22 protein-coding genes are annotated in these 20,866 nt (G+C 68.8%); 10 read left to right on the top strand and 12 right to left on the bottom strand.

The annotated features are described in order from the left end of the window. Window positions 1-95 precede the first annotated feature (95 nt). The 4 genes from AB0M08_RS45130 to AB0M08_RS45115 form a co-directional block, all read right to left on the bottom strand. The gene (locus tag AB0M08_RS45130) at window positions 96-881 is read right to left on the bottom strand and encodes an SDR family oxidoreductase (RefSeq protein WP_364507823.1); all 786 of its coding nucleotides are present in this window, start codon (window positions 879-881) and stop codon (window positions 96-98) included. Continuing rightward, entirely contained in the window at window positions 878-1,666 is a 789-nt protein-coding gene (locus AB0M08_RS45125) for an alpha/beta fold hydrolase (RefSeq protein WP_364507820.1), read from the bottom strand. Before AB0M08_RS45125 ends, AB0M08_RS45130 begins: the two co-directional genes overlap by 4 nt. Before the next feature lie 191 nt (window positions 1,667-1,857). After that, complete coding sequence (locus tag AB0M08_RS45120; protein WP_364507817.1) at window positions 1,858-2,805, bottom strand: hypothetical protein; 948 nt, start codon at window positions 2,803-2,805, stop codon at window positions 1,858-1,860. Window positions 2,806-2,990: 185 nt separating this feature from the next. Beyond that, window positions 2,991-6,857, bottom strand: a complete 3,867-nt coding sequence (locus tag AB0M08_RS45115; RefSeq protein ID WP_364507814.1) for an ATP-binding protein — start codon at window positions 6,855-6,857, stop codon at window positions 2,991-2,993. A 227-nt stretch (window positions 6,858-7,084) separates the two neighbouring features. On the opposite strand from AB0M08_RS45115, the gene AB0M08_RS45110 reads away from it, so the two are divergent. After that, complete coding sequence (locus tag AB0M08_RS45110) at window positions 7,085-7,723, top strand: flavin reductase family protein (RefSeq protein WP_364507811.1); 639 nt, start codon at window positions 7,085-7,087, stop codon at window positions 7,721-7,723. Between the two features lie 34 nt (window positions 7,724-7,757). On the opposite strand, the gene AB0M08_RS45105 is transcribed toward AB0M08_RS45110, so the two are convergent. Further along, on the bottom strand, window positions 7,758-8,396 hold the full coding sequence (locus tag AB0M08_RS45105; RefSeq protein ID WP_364507808.1) for a hypothetical protein: 639 nt from the start codon (window positions 8,394-8,396) through the stop codon (window positions 7,758-7,760). A 62-nt stretch (window positions 8,397-8,458) separates the two neighbouring features. Between AB0M08_RS45105 and AB0M08_RS45100 the strand changes: the two genes are divergently transcribed. Continuing rightward, window positions 8,459-9,226, top strand: coding sequence for an alpha/beta fold hydrolase (locus AB0M08_RS45100; protein ID WP_364507805.1), 768 nt, complete (start codon window positions 8,459-8,461; stop codon window positions 9,224-9,226). On the opposite strand, the gene AB0M08_RS45095 is transcribed toward AB0M08_RS45100, so the two are convergent. Beyond that, window positions 9,223-10,104, bottom strand: coding sequence for a LysR substrate-binding domain-containing protein (locus tag AB0M08_RS45095; protein WP_364507802.1), 882 nt, complete (start codon window positions 10,102-10,104; stop codon window positions 9,223-9,225). The genes AB0M08_RS45100 and AB0M08_RS45095 overlap by 4 nt on opposite strands. Window positions 10,105-10,174: 70 nt before the next feature. Here AB0M08_RS45095 and AB0M08_RS45090 point away from each other — a divergent pair, with 70 nt between their 5' ends. The 3 genes from AB0M08_RS45090 to AB0M08_RS45080 are packed head-to-tail and all read left to right on the top strand — an operon-like array spanning window position 10,175 to window position 12,638. Then, window positions 10,175-11,344 (top strand): thiolase family protein, encoded by a 1,170-nt coding sequence (locus tag AB0M08_RS45090; protein ID WP_364507799.1) that lies wholly within the window; start codon window positions 10,175-10,177, stop codon window positions 11,342-11,344. Beyond that, window positions 11,341-12,003, top strand: coding sequence for a 3-oxoacid CoA-transferase subunit A (locus AB0M08_RS45085; RefSeq protein WP_364507796.1), 663 nt, complete (start codon window positions 11,341-11,343; stop codon window positions 12,001-12,003). Before AB0M08_RS45090 ends, AB0M08_RS45085 begins: the two co-directional genes overlap by 4 nt. Then, window positions 12,003-12,638 carry a 3-oxoacid CoA-transferase subunit B gene (locus AB0M08_RS45080; RefSeq protein WP_364507793.1) on the top strand — a complete coding sequence of 212 codons (636 nt, stop codon included), beginning with the start codon at window positions 12,003-12,005 and terminating at the stop codon, window positions 12,636-12,638. The genes AB0M08_RS45085 and AB0M08_RS45080 overlap by 1 nt, the downstream gene beginning before the upstream one ends. Here AB0M08_RS45080 and AB0M08_RS45075 read toward each other — a convergent pair. Further along, on the bottom strand, window positions 12,619-13,203 hold the full coding sequence (locus tag AB0M08_RS45075) for a TetR/AcrR family transcriptional regulator (protein ID WP_364507790.1): 585 nt from the start codon (window positions 13,201-13,203) through the stop codon (window positions 12,619-12,621). The genes AB0M08_RS45080 and AB0M08_RS45075 overlap by 20 nt on opposite strands. Before the next feature lie 92 nt (window positions 13,204-13,295). Here AB0M08_RS45075 and AB0M08_RS45070 point away from each other — a divergent pair, with 92 nt between their 5' ends. Next, window positions 13,296-13,949, top strand: a complete 654-nt coding sequence (locus AB0M08_RS45070; RefSeq protein WP_364507787.1) for an HAD hydrolase-like protein — start codon at window positions 13,296-13,298, stop codon at window positions 13,947-13,949. Between the two features lie 3 nt (window positions 13,950-13,952). Continuing rightward, complete coding sequence (locus AB0M08_RS45065) at window positions 13,953-14,447, top strand: DUF3592 domain-containing protein (RefSeq protein WP_364507784.1); 495 nt, start codon at window positions 13,953-13,955, stop codon at window positions 14,445-14,447. A gap of 121 nt (window positions 14,448-14,568) precedes the next feature. Here AB0M08_RS45065 and AB0M08_RS45060 read toward each other — a convergent pair whose 3' ends face one another. Next, on the bottom strand, window positions 14,569-14,787 hold the full coding sequence (locus AB0M08_RS45060; protein WP_364507781.1) for a DUF397 domain-containing protein: 219 nt from the start codon (window positions 14,785-14,787) through the stop codon (window positions 14,569-14,571). Further along, window positions 14,784-15,662: a helix-turn-helix transcriptional regulator gene (locus AB0M08_RS45055; RefSeq protein WP_364507778.1), complete on the bottom strand. Its 879-nt coding sequence runs from the start codon at window positions 15,660-15,662 to the stop codon at window positions 14,784-14,786. The genes AB0M08_RS45060 and AB0M08_RS45055 overlap by 4 nt, the downstream gene beginning before the upstream one ends. Window positions 15,663-15,933: 271 nt before the next feature. On the opposite strand from AB0M08_RS45055, the gene AB0M08_RS45050 reads away from it, so the two are divergent. Further along, the gene (locus AB0M08_RS45050; protein WP_364507775.1) at window positions 15,934-16,164 is read left to right on the top strand and encodes a hypothetical protein; all 231 of its coding nucleotides are present in this window, start codon (window positions 15,934-15,936) and stop codon (window positions 16,162-16,164) included. A 76-nt stretch (window positions 16,165-16,240) separates the two neighbouring features. After that, the gene (locus AB0M08_RS45045) at window positions 16,241-16,735 is read left to right on the top strand and encodes a GNAT family N-acetyltransferase (RefSeq protein ID WP_364507772.1); all 495 of its coding nucleotides are present in this window, start codon (window positions 16,241-16,243) and stop codon (window positions 16,733-16,735) included. A 96-nt stretch (window positions 16,736-16,831) separates the two neighbouring features. Here AB0M08_RS45045 and AB0M08_RS45040 read toward each other — a convergent pair whose 3' ends face one another. From AB0M08_RS45040 to AB0M08_RS45030, 3 genes are all read right to left on the bottom strand, one after another. Further along, the gene (locus AB0M08_RS45040; RefSeq protein ID WP_364507769.1) at window positions 16,832-18,046 is read right to left on the bottom strand and encodes a hypothetical protein; all 1,215 of its coding nucleotides are present in this window, start codon (window positions 18,044-18,046) and stop codon (window positions 16,832-16,834) included. A gap of 185 nt (window positions 18,047-18,231) precedes the next feature. Then, window positions 18,232-18,837, bottom strand: a complete 606-nt coding sequence (locus AB0M08_RS45035; protein ID WP_364507767.1) for a hypothetical protein — start codon at window positions 18,835-18,837, stop codon at window positions 18,232-18,234. After that, a complete protein-coding gene (locus tag AB0M08_RS45030) occupies window positions 18,837-19,712 on the bottom strand; it encodes an ATP-binding cassette domain-containing protein (protein WP_364507764.1) in 876 nt (291 codons plus the stop codon). Before AB0M08_RS45030 ends, AB0M08_RS45035 begins: the two co-directional genes overlap by 1 nt. Window positions 19,713-19,978: 266 nt before the next feature. On the opposite strand from AB0M08_RS45030, the gene AB0M08_RS45025 reads away from it, so the two are divergent. Further along, on the top strand, window positions 19,979-20,776 hold the full coding sequence (locus AB0M08_RS45025; protein WP_364507761.1) for an alpha/beta hydrolase: 798 nt from the start codon (window positions 19,979-19,981) through the stop codon (window positions 20,774-20,776). The last annotated feature ends 90 nt before the right edge of the window (window positions 20,777-20,866 follow it).

Genomic DNA, 20,866 nt, shown 5'->3' with positions numbered 1-20,866 from the left:
CGGGGTGCCGCGGCCGGTCGGCTGGTGGTGCGGGGTGTGTCGAGCGCCTCGAGACACCCCGCACCACCGGCTCGTCACAGCGTTGAGAGGGTGGATCAGACGGTGGGCTTGAGGCCACCGTCGATGACGAAGTCCGCGCCGGTCACGTTGGCGGCGCTCTCGCCGGCCAGCAGCAGTACCAGGGCGGCCACCTCGTCGGGGCGGGTGAAACGGCCGGTGACCGAGCCGGAGGCGGCGGCCGCGGCGATCTCCTCCGGGGTACGCCCGGCGGCCTGCCCGACGGCGGCCGCGACGCCGCCGTCGCCGAGCCAGAGCGCGGTGCTGACCGGGCCCGGGCTGATCGTGTTGACCCGGATGCCGCGCGGGCCGACCTCCTTGGAGAGCGCCTTGGAGAAGTTGACCAGGGCGCTCTTGGCCGCGCCGTAGTCGATGACCAGCGGGTCGGCCAGCGTCGCGTTGACCGAGGCGACGGTGATCACGGCGCCCGCGCCGCGCGACAGGAAGTGCGGGAGGACGGCTCGGGTGGCCCGTACGGCGGACAGGAAGTTGATGTTGAAAGCGGAGAGCCAGTCGTCGTCGGTGACCGAGAGGAACCCGCCGGTCCGGGGCGTGACCCCGCCGACGTTGTTGACCAGGACGTCCACGCCGCCGAAAGTGGTCAGCGCCTCCTCGACCAGGGTCGCCGGCGCGTCGGCCGAGGCGAGGTCGACCTTGACGGCGTGCAGTCCGAGTTCGATCAGCTCGGGGGTGACCGTGCGGGAACCGGTGACGACGTTGGCACCGGCACCCACGAGCGCCGCGGCGACCGCCAGCCCGATGCCCTTGCTCGCCCCGGTGACGATCACGGTCTTCCCGGCGAGACCCGCCACAACCCCGGTCATCGGCCCTGGCTCCGCAGCCACGAGAGGGACGCGCCGGCCACCTCACGCCACCCGTGATCGATGGTCAGCGAGTGCCCCCGGTCGGGGAAGTCGAGGATGTCGGTGACCGCCTCGGAGTGCCGGTACTGCTTCAGCGTCGCGCGGGTAACGGCCTCCGGCACGGTGTGGTCCTTGCCGCCGGTGATCAGCAGCAGGGGTCCGCGCAGCTCGTTGGCGGTGTCCACCTTCGCCGGCGAGTGCGGGTCGAAGTTCGCCGCCGCGGCCTCGAAGAGCGGCTTGCCCGGCGCCGGAATGGTCCACTGGTCGAACAGCTCCTGAGATTCCTCCTCCGGTACGGCGTTCCCGAAGGCGAACCGGAACTGCTCCGCCGTGAGCGAGACGGCCCGGTGCCGGTTCGCCGGGTTCTTGAAGACCGGCAGGGTGGCCCGCAGCGCCGACAGCGGCAGCGGCAGCACGCCCTTGATCTGCGCCGCGTCGATCGCCACCGCGGCGTCCGCGAGATCCTGGCCGAGCAGCTTCTGGGCGATCATCCCGCCGAACGAGTGACCGATCAGGATCGGCTTCTCATTAAGCGTGGAGATCAGCGCGGCGTAGTGGGCCACGACGTCGTCGATACCGTGGTCGGCGATCGACTCCGGGTTGGCCCGGGCCTCCGCCACGGTCCCGGGGTCGCCGGGCCAGCCGGGTGCGAGGGTGTCGTACCCCTCGGCGGTGAAGTAGTCCTGCCAGGGCTGCCACGACGTCGCGTGCAGCCAGAGCCCGTGGATGAAGATTACTGTCGGCATGCGCACAGCTAAGCATCGACGGGCCCCACTTCGGACCGGGGAAACACCCCAGTCTTCTACAGTGCCGGCGCCGGCTGCGCTGGGAGGTGACCCCGATCTTCCGCAGGCCCGCCTCGACGGTGCCGGCCAGCCGCCGGTTCGTCTCGCCGCAGGGCAGGTCGTCGGCGAAGAGGTGCGCCCCATGCCGCGCCTCAGCCCGACGTCGACCCCTGACCAGCCAGAACGACCAGGTCCTCGGTACGTGCCGTCAACGACCCGGTATCCCCGTCGATGTGTACGTGGTAGGCGACCGGGGGCGCCGGCATCGCCCACACCGCCCCGACGATCGTCGCCCGCCGCCCCTGATACGGCTCGGCGAGCATCCGCACCCGGGTCCCCGGCGCGTGCCCGTCCTCCGCGATCATCAGCACCGCGTCGAGGATCTGCCGGACCCCGGTGAACGGCGGCCGCCCGACGTACGGCTCCCCCTCCGGGGTCTCCCCCGGCGCCCAGAGCACCCGGGACACCCCGGCGAGACGCACGGCGGGTTTGCGCAGGTGCCAGTCCTGGGTCCGCCCGCAGATCTGGAGCGCCCGGTCGAGAACGGTCCCGAGCTCGGCGGGTTCCCGGTCGAGCAGCAGCCGGGCCGCCCGGTCGAGCTCCGCGCAGGCCGTGTCGAGGGCCGTCTCCTCCCCCAGCTCCGCACTCCAGGCCAGGTCACCCCGGTCCGGGAAGAGCCCCGGCGAGTCCACGGCGACCGCGAGGTACAGCATGGACAGCAGCTCGGCGCGCCCCTCCCCGTGGTAGAGCGGCCCGACCTTGGACCCGGCCCGCCCCCGGCTCGGCGGAAACCGCTCGACCAGATGCCGGGCCCGCCCCTCGGGAAGCACCGCGGCCCGCCGGGTGTCCTCGAGCCGCTCCGCGAACGACCGCCCGTTCCGCGCCTCGACGAGCCGGCACCGATGTGGATCGTTCCCGGCCGGATAGATGGTCCGCCCGTACGTGGCCGGCATCTCCCCACTGCGCAGCGCCACGGCGTCGAGCTGCCGCGCCGCGACGGAGTACGCGACACCGGTGCGGGCGGCCTGAGCGCGGATGGCGCGCTTACGGGCACGCCCGCGTCGTGGAGTGGAAGTCGTCCGGTCCTGTTTCTCGTTCATAGGAGCCTCCGGCACAGCCCCACGCCCTGCTCCGAACGGACGGCGAACACGCCGAACACCGATCCATCACCATCACGCCGAGTCAGCGACTCTTGGCCCAACAGCAGAGGCCGACGTGGGCAACCTCAGAGGACACAGGCAGGCGCACTGCCCACCCCATCGTATCCCCGACGCCTCCCCTCTGCTCACTCCGCAGAGCGCGTCACCGTCCTCAGCCACCGCAGATCATCCAACTGACGGCTCGTCAGCCGATCCTCAAGATCATCAATCGATTCAGCCCGCAAACTTGACAAAATATCCTGAAAACTGAGCATATCTCGATGACTCGGTGGGCTAAATGATCCACGAAGACGGGCAATCCGCACGAAGGCCAGAATGTACTGAAGGCCCTGCCTCCCGCCAGCTATTTCCATCCGCAGCCATCCGCTACCTGGAGGTGTATCGAGAAGACCATGGACGGCGAGGGCAAGGGTGGGTGGCGCGTCCCTCTCATGACGACGATCCCAACGATAGCCGACATAGCGTTCCACCACGGCGGTCATACTCGCCGCTGACTGCGGAAAACGATCCGGCTCGGCCAGCAGAAGGATCAGCCTGATCATGGACTCTTCGGGCAGCACACGCAGTTCCTCGTAGGATCCGAGCGACCGCGCGAACAGACCATCGGCCACAACACGTCCCTCGGCGCTGTCACTGCTGATCAACAGCTCGGCCGCGACGTCCGCCGACAGGGTCTCCGCACGCCTCCACAGCGCCGCGAGCAGCAAACCGATACCCCGCCGAGCCTGAACCTGCTGAACTCGCCCTAGGCGAAGCACATCAGCCAGGATGGCAAAATCTCCAAGACGATCTCCGTCGACCAGCATCGCAAGCTTACGAGAAAGATCGTCAATCCATCGTGGTTCCAGCCTGCCTTTCACCGAGAGCACACGCTTGGCGTAATAGATCGGGAGTTGAAGAAAATCCTCGACCTTCTCGGGGCCAATACCCCCGAAGGCCTCGATCGCTTCCTCCGAGGCCTGTTCGACATCGAACAGCTCCAGGATGTGCAGGCCCACACCGATCTTGAAATTCCGCAGCGAATTCGCAAACCCGGGGTAGGTGCGCACCGAGGGCAGCCCGTTGGGCGAATCGGCGGATATACGTTGCTTACTGATCCGCGCATCCAGCAGGTCAGCGAGAGCCACGCCACCTTTAGACAGGGCGGACTTTGCAACCTCAATATCGTCAGCGACGATCGGCGCAAACTCGGCGAGCGCCAGAATCGAGGTTCCCTCGCCCAAGTGATCACCAAGTAGTTTGGCGACTGTGGCCCTGGTCTCCAGAGGTGATCCGCTGCCCGGTGTGGCGAATAGGGGCCGCGACATCATCGATACCCTGTCATCCGTCACCTTGGTGGCGAGAATCGCGGACGCGGCGAGGAGACTCACCTCCGTGAAGGCACCTCGCCACAGGTGCGCAAGAGTCCCCCAGTGATCACCAGAAACGGGCAGTCGGTATGGGGCCGAGGTGGCCACCGCGCCGATCACGACGAGGTTCAGCGTGTAGGTCGCCAGGTGGTACAGAAGCGACCGGGTCTCGTTCGGTGCTGTGTCGATCCCCTCGTAGAACCATGTCGACGGTCGGTTCGTCGCGATGTCGAGCAGTTGCCGGTCGATGATCCGGCGCACTGCGGCGGCCACCGTCTCGGGCGCGAGCCCGGCCCGCCGACAGCGGTGCGGCAACCAGCTGCGGACCATGTCGACGATCACTGGACGGCCGTGCAGCGGGGCGAAGGCGTACGTCGCGCACCAGTCCTCGCTCGGCTTGGCGAGGTGTTCGTCGAGCTTCGGACGGAGACGCTCCCGCCCGTCGAGGTCCACGGCGATCCCGGCGGCCTCCACGAGACCGGAGACGATGAAGTCGGCGGCGAGGAACTCGCCGAACGTGTTGTGCAGGAACTCGAAGGACGAGGAGATGCCCGCCGACGGGCCGTCCGGATCGCCCGTCTGCCCCTGCGAGTGATGCATGAAGAAGAAGCTGCCCAGCAACAGGTCGGCCGGGGACAGCAGCGCTCCGGTCGTCGGGGCTCCGCTCGCCCGCTCTGCCTTGAAGTAGGCGAGGTCGGCGCCGATCTCCTCCCGCCGGGCGGAGACCGAGAACCGGTTGACCATCCCGATCGCCACCACGCCGAGCCGGCGCATGTCCGCGTCGACCGCCGCCTGGAGATCGGCGCCGTCCCGGGCGGTGCCGTGCTTCTCGTGTTCACGGCGGACGAACCTGGTCAGCAGGTTGTAGTAGAGCTCGGTCCGGTCGATCCCGGAGCCGGCCAACTCGTTGGCGCTGGAGTCGTAGAGCGCCAGCATGAGCAGCAACAGCGGCTGCTCCGCCAGCGGCGACAGGCGCGCCGAGGCCGGCACCTCGAAGGGCCGCACCCCGGTCTCCGCGAAGTATCCACGGTTCGCCGTGTTCCAGATCTCGGCCCACTTCCGGCGACGGTCCTCGTCGAATTCGAGGAGGCGGATCACGGTGGCGCCGAGCGGCACGGTCGCCTTGTCGATCAGGGTGATCCGGCTCGTGATGATCACACGGACCGGGCGGCGCTGCACCCGCTCCCGCTCCTGGAACCGCCGCACGTTGGTGAGGTAGCTCGCGTGCACCTGGCCGGTGGCCTGGAGCAGTTCGTCATATCCGTCGAGGATGATCAGTGGCGGCTCGCTCCGCAACTGGTCCGCGAAGTCTGCCCAGTCGACCCGGCGTCCGGTGTCCCGGCGGATCTGATCCTCGATCTGGGTCTGCAGGTCGGTATCGGGGTCGATGAAGCGCAGTTCGATCCGGACGACGGTGAACACCGGCGGCATCAGGCGGGCGGCCAGCACCTGGGTGAGCAGTGACTTCCCCGACCCCGGGTGGCCGAGCAGGACGAGCGGCTGGTCGACGCTGCGATCGGACTGGAGATAGTGGACCAGGAACCCACCGAGGTCGCCACGCTCCGGAGCCCCGGCCCACGTCTGTTCGTGTTCCAGGCGCAGGTTCTCCCGGTCGTACTCGACGGCTTTGAAAGACTGCGGAACGAACGCGTGCTCCCGGGCGGGGAAGACCAGGCGCGGGCCGTCGCCGGGGTCCTCGTCGACGATGACCGGCTTCTCGATCTCGCTCTGATAGTGCCGTTGCAGAGCATCGGCGACGCGCCGGGCCTCGGTCTCGGCCGGATCCACGTCGGTGAGGACGGTCAACGCCGCGGCGAGGTTGGTCAGTCCCTGGTCGATCCCGGACAGCGCGTGCTGAACCCGCTGGATCTCCGCCCCGGTCTCGGCGGCGAGCGCGATCCCGAGTTCCTGCGTCTTCTGGAACTCGTAGAGCAACGCGTACCCGAAGAAGTCCCGGTATTCGAGGAGGAGGTCGAGGTACTGGGCGTGGTAATACTCGACCGCGGCGGCCGGCAGTCCGTTCCACTGCGGGACCGAGAGGTTGCTCGGCGTATCGGCGAGGAACATCTGAAGGTTACGGTGGACGTGCATCATCCTCGTGTAGAGATCCAGCCGGTCCTCCGCCTCGGTCCGGAACGACGATGCGGGATGCGGCAGGGAGACCGGCGGCAGCGCCGCGTAGTCGGAGTCCGATAGAGCCCTGGGCTGAGCGGAGTCCACGGGCCTGACGTCGGGTCCGGAGCCGGGATGATGCTCCGCCACATGGGACCGGGCCGCGTCGATCACGGCGGCCGGCGGGGCGACGCCGGCGATGCTCTTCCAGGCCTCGAAGTAGGCCGAGTACGTGATCAGCCAGTGGGCCGCGGCGAGGGATCGACTGCGGTCCAGGAAGTCGCCCTTCGTCCCGGCCAGGCGGTGGGCGAGGTCGGTCGCCTGGCGGATCAGGTCGCTCTTCATGTCGAAGAGGGCCAGCAGTGGAATCGCCGCGATCGGGCCGAGGACCACCGGGGAGAGGATCAGGACCGCGGAGAAGAGGCGGTCGACCACCTCGACGGCGCCGCCACCGGGCTCGACGCTCTCGACGATCCTGCGGACCGCCTTGAAGCCGATCTCGTTCTCCGTCTTGCGCTGTGCCTTCGCCATCGGGCTCTCTTCCGCAGCAAGGGTGCGAGGTCCCGACATGCAAGCACAGCCGCCTCTCCCCCGGCCAGACCCGTCACCCCTCGGCGTCCACAAAGGCCATCGGCGCCGGCCGATCGGTTCGAACGCGTCGTCCGAAAACCGCCAGCGAAGCGCCGGTGTGCACCGGCATCGTGGCATGCGGCGCCCGGACCGGACGCCGTCGTCGGCGAGACGCTGGAGAGAGACAGATGCATGTCGTACCCGGACTCAAGGTGCTGTACTTCGGCACGCCCGTGGTCGTGGTGAGCAGCCGGAACGAGGACGGGAGCACCAACCTGGCGCCGATGTCGTCGGCCTGGTGGATCGGACAGTCCTGCCTGCTCGGGTTGAGTGACCAGAGCCAGACCGCCGCCAACCTCAAGCGGGACGGCGAGGCCGTGCTGAACCTGCCCGGCGCCGGCATGGTCGACGTCGTCGACCGGCTCGCCATGACCACCGGGCGCCGCGACGTGCCCGGCTACAAGTACCGGCAGGGCTATCGGCATGTAGCGGACAAGTTCGCCGCCGCCGGCCTCACCGCTCAGCCGTCGAACCTGGTCGGGCCGGACCGGATCCTGCAGTGTCCCATCCAGCTCGAATGCCGTCTGGTGGCCGCCCATCCGTTCGGTGGGACGGCCCTCGACGCGACCGCGTTCGAGGTCGAGGTTCTGCGCACCCACGTCGAGGAGGAGCTGCTGATCCCGGGTACGGCGTACGTCGACCCGATGCGCTGGGATCCGCTGATCATGAAGTTCACCGAGTTCTTCGGCGACGGGCGCAACGTCCACCCGTCGCGCCTGGCGACCGGCTGGCAGATGCCGCACCGCATGCCGACCGCCACGGCGTGAACCCGGCGGCGCGCGGGGTCGTGAGGGGGTGGGGTCACGCAACCGGGTGTGGGCGGGACGGGTGTGGGCGGGACGGGTGGGGACGGGACGGGATGCGCGCCGTGAACCAGGGCAGCGTCCGGTTGCAGAGTGGGCCGATGAGCAGCGCGAACGCCACCGTGCCGACGCCGATGTCGCCGCCCAGGTACCAGCCGATCACGGCGGCGGTGACCTCGACGGCCGTACGGCCGAGCCAGAGCGGGATGCCGAATCGGCGCTTGAGGCCGGTCATCAGGCCGTCGCGAGGGCCCGCGCCGAAACCGGCCGCGATGTAGAGGCCCGAGGCGACCGCGAGCAGGAGCAGGCCGGCGACGTAGAGGGTGATCCGGACCGGCAGGGTGGCGACCGCCGGGACGATCAGCAGGCCGAGCTGGGCGATCGTGCCGACCAGGAGGATGTTCATCACCGTGCCGAGGCCGGGGCGCTGGCGCAGCGGGAACCACAGGGCCAGCACGGCCGCGCCGATCAGGTTCGCCACCAGGCCGAAGCTCAGGCCGGACCGCATCGACGCACCCAGGGCCAGGGCGGTCCACGGCTCCACCCCGATGTGTGCGCGGACCATCAGCGACATCGCGAACCCGAACAGGGCGAGGCCGCCGATCAGCGCGGACAACCGTACGGTGAAAGCCTTCATCTCTTGATCTTCAGCCGGAGTGGATCTGGAGAGACAGAGCCAATCACCGGAGAATGGCTCCCATGATCGACGTGCGGTACAGCCGGCGGGCGGCCCTGAGGCACAGCGCGGTGAACCCGCGCGGGCTGCCGCCCGGAGCCCGCCGGCCGGAGACACCCGAGCCAGGCCCGGGTACGCCGGTGGTCCTGGTGCACGGCACGAACGGGCGGTCCTCGTCCGACTGGTTCACGCTCGCGCCGCTGCTGGCGAACCACGGGCGGGCGGTCTACCCGTTCGACTGGCGGCGCGCGAAGCCCGGCGAGCACGTCAGCGCCACCCACCGGCACGCCCTGGAGCTCGCTGTCTTCATCGACGAGGTGCGGGCCGCGACGGGCGCGAAGCGGGTCGACGTCGTCGGGCACTCGTGGGGTGCCGTGCTCGCGCACTACCTGGTGCGATGCCTGCCCGCCACACCGGCGGCCGGTGCGGTGCGCACGCTGGTCGGGATCGCGCCGACGTACGGCGGAACCACCCTGCACGGAGTGCTCCGCCGCCCGCACCGGCTCCCGGCCGGGCTCCGGCTCTGGCTGGACGCGAAGATCCCGACCTGGCGCGAGCAGCTGCCCGGCTCGGCGGTGCTCACCGCGATCCGGGACGCGCCCCCGGCGACCGGCACGAACCTCACCACGATCGTCACCCGGTACGACCAGATGGTGACGCCGTACACCGCGTCGCTCGCCGCCGCCCCGCACGCCACCGCGGTCGTGCTGCACCGGCGGATCGTCGTCGGCCATCTGGGCATCCTGCACCACCCCACCGCCCTGGCCCGGGTCGTGACGGCACTGGGTTAAAGGCAGCTCACCACGATCTCGGCGACCTGCCGGATCGCCGGGGACGACTCGCCGGCCCGGGTCGCCAGGGCCAGCTCGACGGCCGGCGCCGAGGTCAGGGGGACGTACGAGACGCCCTTCAGCGCGAGGCTGCGTACCGGAGAGGGCACCAGGGCGACGCCCAGCCCGGCCGCGACGAAGACGACGAGCGTCGCGGTCTCGCCCACCTCCATGATCGATACCGGGCGGAAGCCGACCGCGGCGCAGGCGGCGAGGACGTGCTCGTGCATCGACGAGCGGTCGCCGGAGAAGTGCGTGACGAACGGCTCGGCGGCCAGCTCGGCCAGGTCGAGCGACGGCCGCCCGGCCAGCGCGTGCCGGTCCGGCAGCACCGCGACCAGCGGTTCGGCACGCAGCACCCGGACGTCGAGCTCGGGGCGCCGGGCCCGGTCCGGCCGGAGCACCACCAGGTCGTACGTGCCGTCGAGCAGCCCGTCGACCAGCGCCGGGCTGAGCAACTCGCCGTGCAGCTCCAGATCGATCCCGGGCAGCAGCCGCCGGACCTCCCGGGTGGCGAGCGGCAGCAGGTCGTACGTCGCACTCCCGATGAAGCCGACCGACACCCGCCCGGCCCGGCCCGACGCGACCAGGGACATGTCGGCCGACGCGCGGTCCGCCGAGCCGAGTACGGTCCGGGCGTGTTCGGCGAACCGCTGCCCGGCCGAGGTCAGCTCCACCCGGCGGGTCGTGCGGTTGACCAGGGCCACCCCGAACTCGCGTTCGAGCTGCTTGATCTGCTGGGAGAGCGCAGGCTGGGCGATGTGCAGACGCTCCGCGGCCCGGCCGAAGTGACGCTCCTCGGCGAGCGCCGTGAACGCCCGCAGGTGCCGCAGTTCCATGCATCCACGTTATCAATCGGACCTAATTCAGTATTGGATTCAATCAGTGGCCGAGGCATACGTTAGATCCATGACTTCCGCCTACCTCTACGCCGCGGCCCGTACGCCGTTCGGCCGGTTCGGTGGCGCCCTCGCCGAGTGGCGTCCCGACGATCTGGCCGCGATCGCGCTCAAGGGCGTACTGGAGAAAGCAGACGGCCTGGACCCGGCCACGATCGGTGACGTCGTCTGGGGTTGCGCGAACCAGGCGGGTGAGGACAACCGCAACGTCGGCCGGATGGCGGTGCTGCTCGCCGGGCTGCCGGTGGAGGTTCCGGCGACCACGGTGAACCGGCTCTGCGGCTCGTCGCTGGACGCCGCGATGATCGCCTCGCGGACGATCGAGACCGGCGACGCGGACGTGGTGATCGCGGGCGGCGTCGAGTCGATGACGCGCGCGCCGTGGGTGCTGCCGAAGCCGTCGAAGGCGTTCCCGGCCGGGAACGTGACGGCCGTGTCGACCACGCTGGGCTGGCGGCTGATCAACGAGAACATGCCGAAGGAGTGGACCGTCTCACTGGGCGAGGCGAACGAGCTGCTCGGCGACCGGTTCGGGATCGGGCGGGATCGGCAGGACGAGTTCGCCGCGCGGTCCCACCAGCTCGCCGCCAAAGCATGGGATGACGGGTTTTATCGTGATTTAACCGTGCCGGTCGGCGACCACACCCGTGACGAGGGAATCCGCCCGGACAGCAGCGCGGAGAAGCTCGCCAAGCTGAAGCCGTCCTTCCGCAAGGAGGGCACGATCACTCCTGGTAACGCTTCGCCGCTGAACGACGGAGCCGCCGCACTGATGATCGGCAATGAAGGCGCAAATATCGGACTCGCTCCGCTTGCTCGATTCGCCGGGCGCGGCACGCACGCCGTCACCCCCCAGGACTTCGGGTACGCCCCCGTCGAGGCGGCGAACAAGGCACTCAAGCAGGCGGGGATCGGCTGGGATTCCGTTGACGCCGTCGAGCTCAACGAGGCCTTCGCGGTCCAGTCCCTCGCCTGCGTCGACGCCTGGAGGATCGACCCCACGATCGTCAACGCCAAGGGCGGCGCGATCGCGATCGGTCACCCGCTGGGCGCGTCGGGCGCGCGGATCATCGGCACCCTGGCGAAGCGCCTGCAGGAGTCGAAGGGCCGCTACGGCGTCGCCGCGATCTGCATCGGCGTCGGCCAGGCTCTCGCGGTGGTATTGGAGAACGTGGCATGAGCCTGACCAGGATCTGTGACAGCGCCGCCGCGGCGGTCGACGGGATCGCGGACGGCTCGACCGTCCTGGTCGGCGGCTTCGGGATGGCCGGCATGCCGGTCCAGCTGATCGACGCGCTGATCGAGCAGGGCGCCACCGACCTCACCGTGGTCTCGAACAACGCCGGCAACGGCGACACCGGTCTCGCCGCGCTGCTCGCCAAGGGCCGGGTCCGCAAGGTGATCTGCTCCTTCCCCCGCCAGTCGGACTCCTGGGTCTTCGACGGCCTCTACCGGGCCGGGAAGATCGAGCTGGAGGTCGTGCCGCAGGGCAACCTCGCCGAGCGGATGCGGGCGGCCGGCGCGGGCATCGGCGCGTTCTACGGGCGTACGGCGGTCGGCACCCCGCTCGCCGAGGGCCGGGAGACCCGGGAGATCGACGGGCGGACCTACCTGCTGGAGTACCCGATCAAGGGCGACGTGGCGCTGATCGGCGCGTACCGGTCGGACCGGATGGGCAACCTGGTCTACCGCAAGACCGCCCGCAACTTCGGCCCGGTCATGGCGACCGCGGCCACCGTGACGATCGCCCAGGTCAGCGAGGTCGTGGAGACCGGCGCCCTGGACCCCGAGGCGATCGTGACGCCGAGCATCTACGTCGACCGGGTGGTGGCAGTCTGATGGGCCTGAACAAGCACGAGATGGCGGCGCTGATCGCCAAGGACATCGCGCCCGGGTCGTACGTCAACCTCGGTATCGGCCAGCCCACCCTGGTCGCCGACCACCTGCCGGACGGCGCGGGGATCGTGCTGCACACCGAGAACGGCATGCTCAACATGGGCCCGGCCGCCACCGGCGACCGGATCGACCCGGATCTGATCAACGCGGGCAAGATCCCGGTGACCGAGCTGCCCGGGTCGGCGTACTTCCACCACGCGGACTCGTTCGCGATGATGCGCGGCGGTCACCTGGACGTCTGCGTGCTCGGCGCGTTCCAGGTGGCGGCGAACGGCGACCTGGCGAACTGGCACACCGGCGAGCCGGACGCGATCCCGGCGGTCGGTGGCGCGATGGACCTGGCGGTCGGCGCGAAGAGCGTCTTCGTGATGATGACGCTGTTCACCAAGGACGGGACCCCGAAGCTGGTGCCGCGGTGCTCGTACCCGCTGACCGGGGTGGGCTGTGTGAACCGGGTCTACACCGATCTGGCGACGTTCCTGATCACCCCGGACGGCGTACTGGTCCGGGAGACGTTCGGCATCACGTTCGACGAGCTCAGCGACCGTCTGCCGGATCTCACGCTCCGAGCAGCCTGACCCAGCTGGCGATCAGCTCGGCGAGCATCGTCTCGTCGGAGATCTGCCAGTCCGCGTCCGCCCCGTTCCGGGCGACGTGATCCAGTTCGGCCATCGCCAGCACGCCCCGGAAGCGCCGAACCTCCGGGGCGAAACGCCCGGCGCGCTCCAGCCCGTCCTCGATCGCCCGCACGCCCTCGCCGAACCAGCGTTCGACGAGGGCGCGCAGGTCGGGTTCGATGGCGGCGGCGTCCCGGCCGATGCGCAGGATCGGGCGTTTCTCGGCCCAGCTCGCGAAGGACTGCCGCATCCAGGCGCCTATCGCGGCGGGTGTCCCGTCGGCCACCACGGTCACCAGATCGCTCTCGGCGTGGAACCGCCCGTCGAGTCTCTCCTCGATCAGCGTCCTCATCAATTCGGCGCGAGTCGGGAAATACGCGTAGAAGGTCACCCGGGTGGTGCCGGCCGCCGTCGCGATCTCGTCGACGGTCGTCCCGGCGTACCCCTTCGTGGTGAACAGGTGGAGCCCGGCCTCGAGCAGCAGGCGCCGGGTCATCGCCTTCTGCGCTTCGCGGAGTTTCGCCACGGCTTATACCTTAAAGCACCTGGTCAGAGAAGTAAGATCGCGTACTCTTCGGGAGAATTCTTGACACTAAGGAAAGCTTCTAAACTACGTTAATGATCAAGGCAGTGATCGTGGACGTGGACGACACGCTATGCATGACCGAGGCCGCGTCGTTCGATCTGGAGAACGACGTCCTCGCCGAGATGGGCCGCCCGCCGATGTCCCGCGCCGTGCACCTCGCCACCTGGGGTGAGATCCTGCTCGACGCCATGCCGCACCGCTCTCCCGGCATCGATCTGACCCATTTCTCAACCCTTTTTCCGGTACGACACCAGCGGTACCTCGCCGAGGGACGCCTCGACGTGATCCCACCCGAGAATCTGGCCGCTCTCGACCGGCTGGTCCTGGAGGGCCGCACCGTGCTGCTGCTGACCTCCCGCGCCGAGCAGGAGGTCCGTCACCTGTTGGAGCCCGACCACGTCCTCGCCGCCCGGGTGACCGGCGCATACCACCAGGGCAACACCCGCTTCCGCAAGCCCGACCCGCGCGCCTTCGACGAGCTGCTCGCCGAGCGGCGCCTGGCCCCGCACGAGTGCGTCTACGTCGGCGACTCCCCCGGCGACGCGCTGGCCGCCGGCGGCGCGGGCATCCCGTTCATCGCCTGCCTGCAGAGCGGCGTCCGCCGTCTGCCCGATTTCGACCCGCGTTTCGTGACCGCGGCGGTCGACGTCTTCCCGGAGATCCCGCAGGTGATCAACGGGTTGTGACCCGTGATCTACATTCGGCCCATGGTCGAAGACACGGGGTGGCTGCCGCTGTTCGTCAGGTTCTTCCTGGTGGGCATGCCGGCGTTGGTGGGCGCCGGGATAATAGTCGCGTCCCTGCGGCGCTGGTTCAGAATCCGCACGCTGGCGACGTCCGGCCAGCGCACGACGGCCACGGTCGTCGACAACCAGATGGAATCCTCCTCCGAGGGCCGCATGCGTTTCCTCCCGGTCGTCACGTTCCACACGGCGATGGGCCAGGAGATCAAGACCGCCCTGCCGGACATGATGGAGTTCCGCTCCCACGTGACCGGCACCACCGTCGAGGTCATCTACGACGCGGACAGCCCCTCCCAGGCCGTCGCCGCGAACCGCCCCACACGCGGCATCAGCGTCGCCATCGTCTTCGGCCTGATCTTCCTGGCCTTCGCCGCTTTCGCCTACAAACTCACCGGCGCCATGTTCGATACGACCTCGGAATTCGGCGACCCCTGGGGCTGACGGATATCCCTATAATGCCCACCGTCGACCTGACGGTTGACCGCAGCCCTATCCGGTGGGACCGGATAGGGCTGCCATCCCGGAGGTCACCCTGCGGGCCGTACCCATATATCGTGATAAATTACCCCAAGAGGTCGTCGAACTCGCCGTGCTTGATGCCGTCGATAAAAGCGTCGAACTCAGCGGGCGTGTAGGCGATCATCGCATCGTCGGGCTTCCGGGAGTTACGGAAGTAAATCGTCCCGGACGCGTCCCTGGCGACCTGAACACAGTTTGCATTCGCACTCTTCTTTGCAATCCGCCAGCTCAGGGCCGCGCGGTCAACGCCTTCGATACTCATACGACATTCCTTTGTTCAGCAGAATCACGCAACAAGGCCTCGATGAAGGCCAGGCTCGCGTCTTCACCATCGGCAGCCGACTCGATTTCCGAGAAAAGATCCTTGCAACGATCGACCTCGCTCTCCTTTCTTTCGAACTTCGAACCAAGAACCGTCTCGACCTGAACGACGTCCTTGGCAAGATCATCAGCAAACTCCAGGACCGCGAAAGATCCGAGAAGACCCACCGCGGAGTCCGCATTGAATCGGAGCACCTGTAGAGTGACGTTCGGCAGAGCGGAACACTCGAGCAGATATTCGAGCTGCCGACGCCGCATGCCAGGATCGTTGAAGTCGACACGGAGAACGGCTTCGTGGAGGATGGCGTGAAGCCGCAGAGGGTCGTCGCCACGCAATATCCGCTGCCGGTTGATCCTGAATTCGACCTTCCGCCGAATCTGCTCCTCGGTCACGCCGAACTTCAGCGACAGCGCGATACGCCTGGCGTACTCCGCGGTCTGCAGTAGACCGGGAACGAGGCCGGGTTCGTAGGTGAGCACGGCCTTGGCCCCGGCCTCGAAGCCGACGAACTCCGTGGGCTCCTCGTCCAGGTTCCACTGTTCCCACCACCCATCGGCGTGGGCGCCCTGGGCGATCCTCCGCAAGGCGTCGGCAGTGTCATGGTCGAGCCCGTAGTAGTCACAGAGGGCGGTGACGTAGAGGAGGACCGGGCGGCGCTGGCCGTTCTCGAGACGGCTGAGGACGGACGGGTTGATGCCCAGGTCCTTGGCGACATCGCCGGCCTTCTGCCCACGAGCTTCGCGGTGTCTGCGCAGCTCCTCGCCGAGTCGGCGACGCAACAGCATCGGGCTGGTACGACGCTGCACAGCGTTCACCCCCTTCGGGACCACCATATGGCAAGCGGATGGCAAGCATCGCGCTGTCAAGCCGCTACCTAGCAAGCAACGTGGTGTCAATTCATAAGCTGGCAAAAGCCAGCGTGTCAAGTTCGCGCTGGCAATTGCCAGCCCCCATGTTGCAGGCCAACCATGGAGCATGCCATCCGCTCGAAGTACCACGTAGCAAGACGCCTCCGGCGGGCACCGAAGGCGTCTCGATGGTGAACCGGGCTTCCCGCTGACGAGTGATCATCGAAAGGAACGGCTCATGGACAGGTTAGTACCCCTCGCGCTCCAGGCTCACGACACCGGCGCGACCGTCAACACCCTGGTGTTGATCGTTTCGGCGTTCCTGATCTTCTCCGCACTGCGGATGGTGGGCCACGCGCTGGTGCCGCTCGGGGCGATCCTGCGGTCCCTCGCGGCGGCGGGCGCGGTCGTGTTGCTGCTCCTGGTGGCGCTGGCGCTGATCCTCCTGTCGCTGGTCACCTGGCCCTGATCGAGACACTGAGGGTATGTCGCATCGATCCCCCGGCGGGGTCTCGCATCGGCCGCGCGGTGGGTAGAGTCGGGCGGTGCCCGAGCTGGAACAGCTGGATGCCCGTCACGCCGCCGCGGTGCTCGACTTCGAGACCGCGAACCGTGCCTACTTCGCCGCGTCGATCTCGGACCGTGGCGATGCCTTCTTCGAGCGGTTCGACGAGCTGTTCACCGCCTCGCTGGTCGAGCAGAAGACCGGCACCTGCGCCTTCTACGTGCTCCCCGGCGAGGAGGGCGCGGTGCTCGGCCGGTTCAACCTGTACGACATCCACCGCCGCGCCGCGGTCCTCGGCTACCGGGTCGCCGAGCACGTCACGGGGCGCGGCGTGGCGACCGCGGCCGTCCGGGAGCTGTGCCGCCGCGTGACCGGCGAGCACGGCCTGCGCACCCTGCGGGCGGCCACCGCCGAGCAGAACGCCGCGTCCCGCAAGGTGCTACTGAACAGTGGTTTCGTCGCCATCGGGCCGGCCGATCCGGCCCAGCTCGGCGGCAAGCCGGGCACCTGGTTCGAGCGCGATCTCCGCGCCTGAACGACGCCGCCTTTTGAGCGGGGCGCCGAGCCGTTCTCGGGCGTACCCGGAAAGGGCCCGGACCGGGAAAGGGACGGCCCGGGCCCACGACGGGTTTCAGTGGTGGAAGCAGGCCGGCAGGCCGCGCTGCGTGAGCCTCGTCAGGGAACAGGTGGAGACGCGCGGGTAATAGTCGCCCATCACTGCGGCGGCGGCCTCCGGGGAACTGTCCATGGCGACACGCTGGGTGGCGAAACGGAACTCGTCGGTCGGCAGGAGCGTGCGCATGATGACCATGTGGGACGCGGTGGACTGGTCGGTGGAGAACGGCAGGAATGTGGCACCGTGAATGGATTCGATGGCGGCGCGCTGGGATTCGGTGCCGAGGACATAGGTGTAGTAGCCGTCGCGGTCGATGGCCGTGTCGGCGTCGTAGCGGCAGCCGTAGTCGATGGATCCGTCCTCGAGGACGTTCGCCACCACCGGGTTGTTGGGCTCCAGAAGGTTCGTGCAGAAGGACCAGTATCGGACATCGGCGCCGAAGACCGGCCAGGCCCGGGGACGGGTCCCGGAGACCGCGCGGGGCGCCTTGGCACGAATCATGATCACGTCGTCCGCGTCGGCCGCCGGCGGGTCGACCCAGGTGATCAGGTAGGCGTTGTCGTTGTTGGGCGCCTTCTGGGAGAGTTCTGACGTGCGGGCGAACGCGAGCCCGGTGGTCGGGTCGATGTCCCGGCGGCGGCGGTCCCGCCACCGGAGCAGGGATTCGGTCAGCGTGGCGGAGTCCGTGGTGATCTTCGCGTTGCCCTCGCCCGCGGTCTGGCAGGTGTTGAGGACCGTCCCGGTGTCACCGTGATAAGCGGTCACGGTCGGGAGCACGACGTTGGCCAGATCGGTGGCCAGGTAGACGCGGAAGATCACCGAACCCTTGCTGCCGGCCACCGTTCCCTCCGGCGCGAGCGGCAGCGTGTTCACCTCGCCCGGGTCCGGGTTCATCTTCAGATGCAGGGTGTAGGTGCCGCCCGGGTCGGCGTCGGTCTGCCACGGGTTGACGCTGCCCTCGTCCGGCGTGATCTCGTAGTCGGAGAGGCTGGACTCGACGCCGTTGCTGCTGAACGAGGAGGGATAGAGGTCGTAGACATTGAATGACATGTACCTCGCATCGGGGAACCGGCCCTGGATGTCGAAGGAGAGGTCGTCGCTGTACTGGTACCACATCGACCAGTACACGGCCGCAGTGTCCGGATAGTAGGCATTGACGTCGACCGCACTCACTCGCCAGCCCCACGAGCAGACCGGGGTGACGATCCCGGACGCCGCGGTCGGTGGCATACCGAGCAGAATCAGGAGGACGGTGACGAAAAGCCCCCGGATCACGGGCGGCGAAACACTTGTAAACGACATGCCCTCCACACGATCAGCCCTGCGTTACATAGATGCACATAAATTCCTGTGAGTTTCGCAAGAATCCTCGCCCCGGCAGGGCACATCACCGTGCCTACGCCCTGCCGGGATGATCAGTCGGCGCTGAAGTCGCGGCGCAGGGTCAGGGCGGCCATGCCGAGCAGGACGAAGGCCCAGACGGCGAAGACCTCCAGGCCCCAGGCGTCGCCCCGGGACGCGTCGATGTACATGGTGATCGGCAGGGGCTGCTCCAGGCGGCCGATGATGCCCTCGACCAGGATGAACCAGACCGCGAAGCCGTACATCAGCCAGGACGCGCGGCGGACGATCGCCGCGGTGGCCGCGCCGAAGACCGCCATGACCGGAATGACCCAGAGGGTGTGCCGGTACACCGCGCCGTTGCCGTCCTTGAGCCGGGCCGGCAGGCCGGTGACCGCGGCGAAGACCCAGGAGACCAGGACCGTGGTCAGTACCTGCGCGAACAGCACCGGATAGCGCTTCGGGCGGGCCAGGTAGAGCAGCGCGGCCGTCCGGTGCTGGTGGTGCTGGGCGACGGTGAAGGCCGCGATGCCGAGCGTGCCGATGCCCGCGAAGAGCGCCCAGACGTATGCGTTCCACATCCCGAACGAGGCCGCCAGCACCCCGAACAGGCCGATCAGCAGCCAGCTCGACCGGATCGTGGCCATCCGGTACAACTCCGCGCGGATCAGAGCGATCATCAGGCACCCGCCAGGTCGAGGAAGATCTGTTCGAGGTTCGGGGTGTGCACGGTCAGCTCGTAGATCGGCACCCCCGCGGCGAACGCGGCCTCCCCCGCCTCCTCCGCGGTCAGCCCGTCGACCTCCAGCAGCTGCTCGTCGCCGGCGACCTGCCCACCCACTTCTTCAAAAACCTTCCGCAGCCGTACGGTGTCACGACCGCGAACCCGCAGGCGTCCCCCGGCGCCGCCGTAGAGCTCGGCCAGCGGAACCGCCGACCGCACCCGCCCGTTCGCGATGATCACCACGTCGTCGATGAGCTGGGCGAGCTCGGCCAGCAGATGGCTGGAGATCAGCACGGTGCCGCCGGCCTGCGCGTGATCCCGCAGCAGTTGCCGCAGCCACGCGATGCCCTCCGGGTCCAGCCCGTTCGCCGGCTCGTCGAGGATCAGCACCCTCGGGTCGCCGAGCAGCGCGGTCGCCACCGCGAGCCGCTGCCCCATCCCGAGCGAGTAGTCCCCGGTCCGCCGGTGCGCGTCCGCGGCGAGCCCGACCCGCTCCAGCAGCGCCTCGACCCGGTCCCGCCCCGCACCCGCGAGGAACGCGTGCGCGGTCAGGTGCGCCCGGCCGCTCTGCCCCGGATGGCTGATCCCCTGCTCGAGGACCGCCCCGACCTGCTGAAGCGGCCGATCGAGGGCGGCGTACGGCTGACCGTTGATCAGCGCCTCCCCCGCCGTGGGCCGGGTGAGGCCGAGCAGCATCCGCAGCGTGGTGGTCTTCCCCGAACCGTTCAGCCCGAGGAAACCGGTGACGCGGCCGGGCTGCGCGGTGAAGGACAACCCGTCCACCACGGAGACGTTCCCGTACGCCTTGGTGAGATTGATGGTCTCGATCATCGCGGGCCACTATGCCACTCGTGTCAAGGCTCTGTGCGCACCACCACTTTGCCCACCACACCGGACTCGACCGCGCGGTGGGCGTCCGCGGTGTCCCCCTCTCCCCCCTCAATGGAGAGCGGCCGGCTTTGCGCCATATAGTTCCGTCATCGGCGAAATGCACGGTTGCCCGCTCGACGCGGGCGACCCCACCCGAGTGACCACCGACCGTGAGCCGGGCACGGTGAGCTGGGTGATCATCAAGATCGCGGGCGTAGGGTCGGGGGATGCCGACGATCATCAGCAGCGACGGGGTACGCCTGAACTACACCGATGAGGGGGACGGCGCGCCGGTCGTGCTGATCGCCGGGTTCTGTGCGCCGCTGGAGAGCTGGGAGCTGCAACGGTCGGCACTGGCCGCCGAGGGTCACCGGGTGATCGGGTTCGACCGGCGTTCGCACGGCGCCTCGGAGTCCCCGCCGTACGGTCAACGGCTCTCCCGGCACGGCGCCGACCTGCACGAACTGCTCGGCGCGCTGGAACTGGACGCCGTGACGCTGGTCGGCGGCTCGATGGGTGCCAGCACGATCTGGGCGTACTACGACATCTTCGGCGGCGCCCGGCTGCGCTCGGTGATCACCGTCGACCAGACCCCGAAGATGATCAACGACGATACCTGGGAGTACGGCTTCTACGGCCTGACCAGGGAGAACGTCGGGACGTACTTCGACGGCGGCATCCCGGACACCGGGCACGGGCCGCGCGGCGACCGGAGTGCCGGCATCGCCCGGCTGGTCGCGGCGCTCGGCGGGCCGCCCGCCTTCGCCGACCCGGGCACCCCGGAGCGCCGGGCGCTCCTGCACGACCACGCCGGGCAGGACTGGCGGGATGTGATCGCCCGGATCAGCGTGCCCAGCCTCTTCCTCGCCGGGCGGGACAGCCAGTTCTGGCCCTGCGAACACGCCACCGCGATGGCCGCCACCAATCCGCTGGCCCGCGCCACGATCCTTCAGGACTGCGGGCACGCCGCCAACCTCGACCAGCCCGACCTGGTCAACGCCGCGATCCTCAAGTTCCTCACTTAACGATCCCCACGGATGAATCCGGGGGATTTCCCTCCGGGGCAAGGCCCTGGATTCCCAGCTCGGACCGCATCTGATCCACGCTCCCGGAAG

Source organism: Actinoplanes sp. NPDC051851 (genome assembly GCF_040681165.1).
Taxonomy (GTDB): domain Bacteria; phylum Actinomycetota; class Actinomycetes; order Mycobacteriales; family Micromonosporaceae; genus Actinoplanes.
The sequence above is the reverse complement of the archived record's forward strand: the minus strand, read 5'-3'. Positions and strand labels throughout refer to the sequence as shown.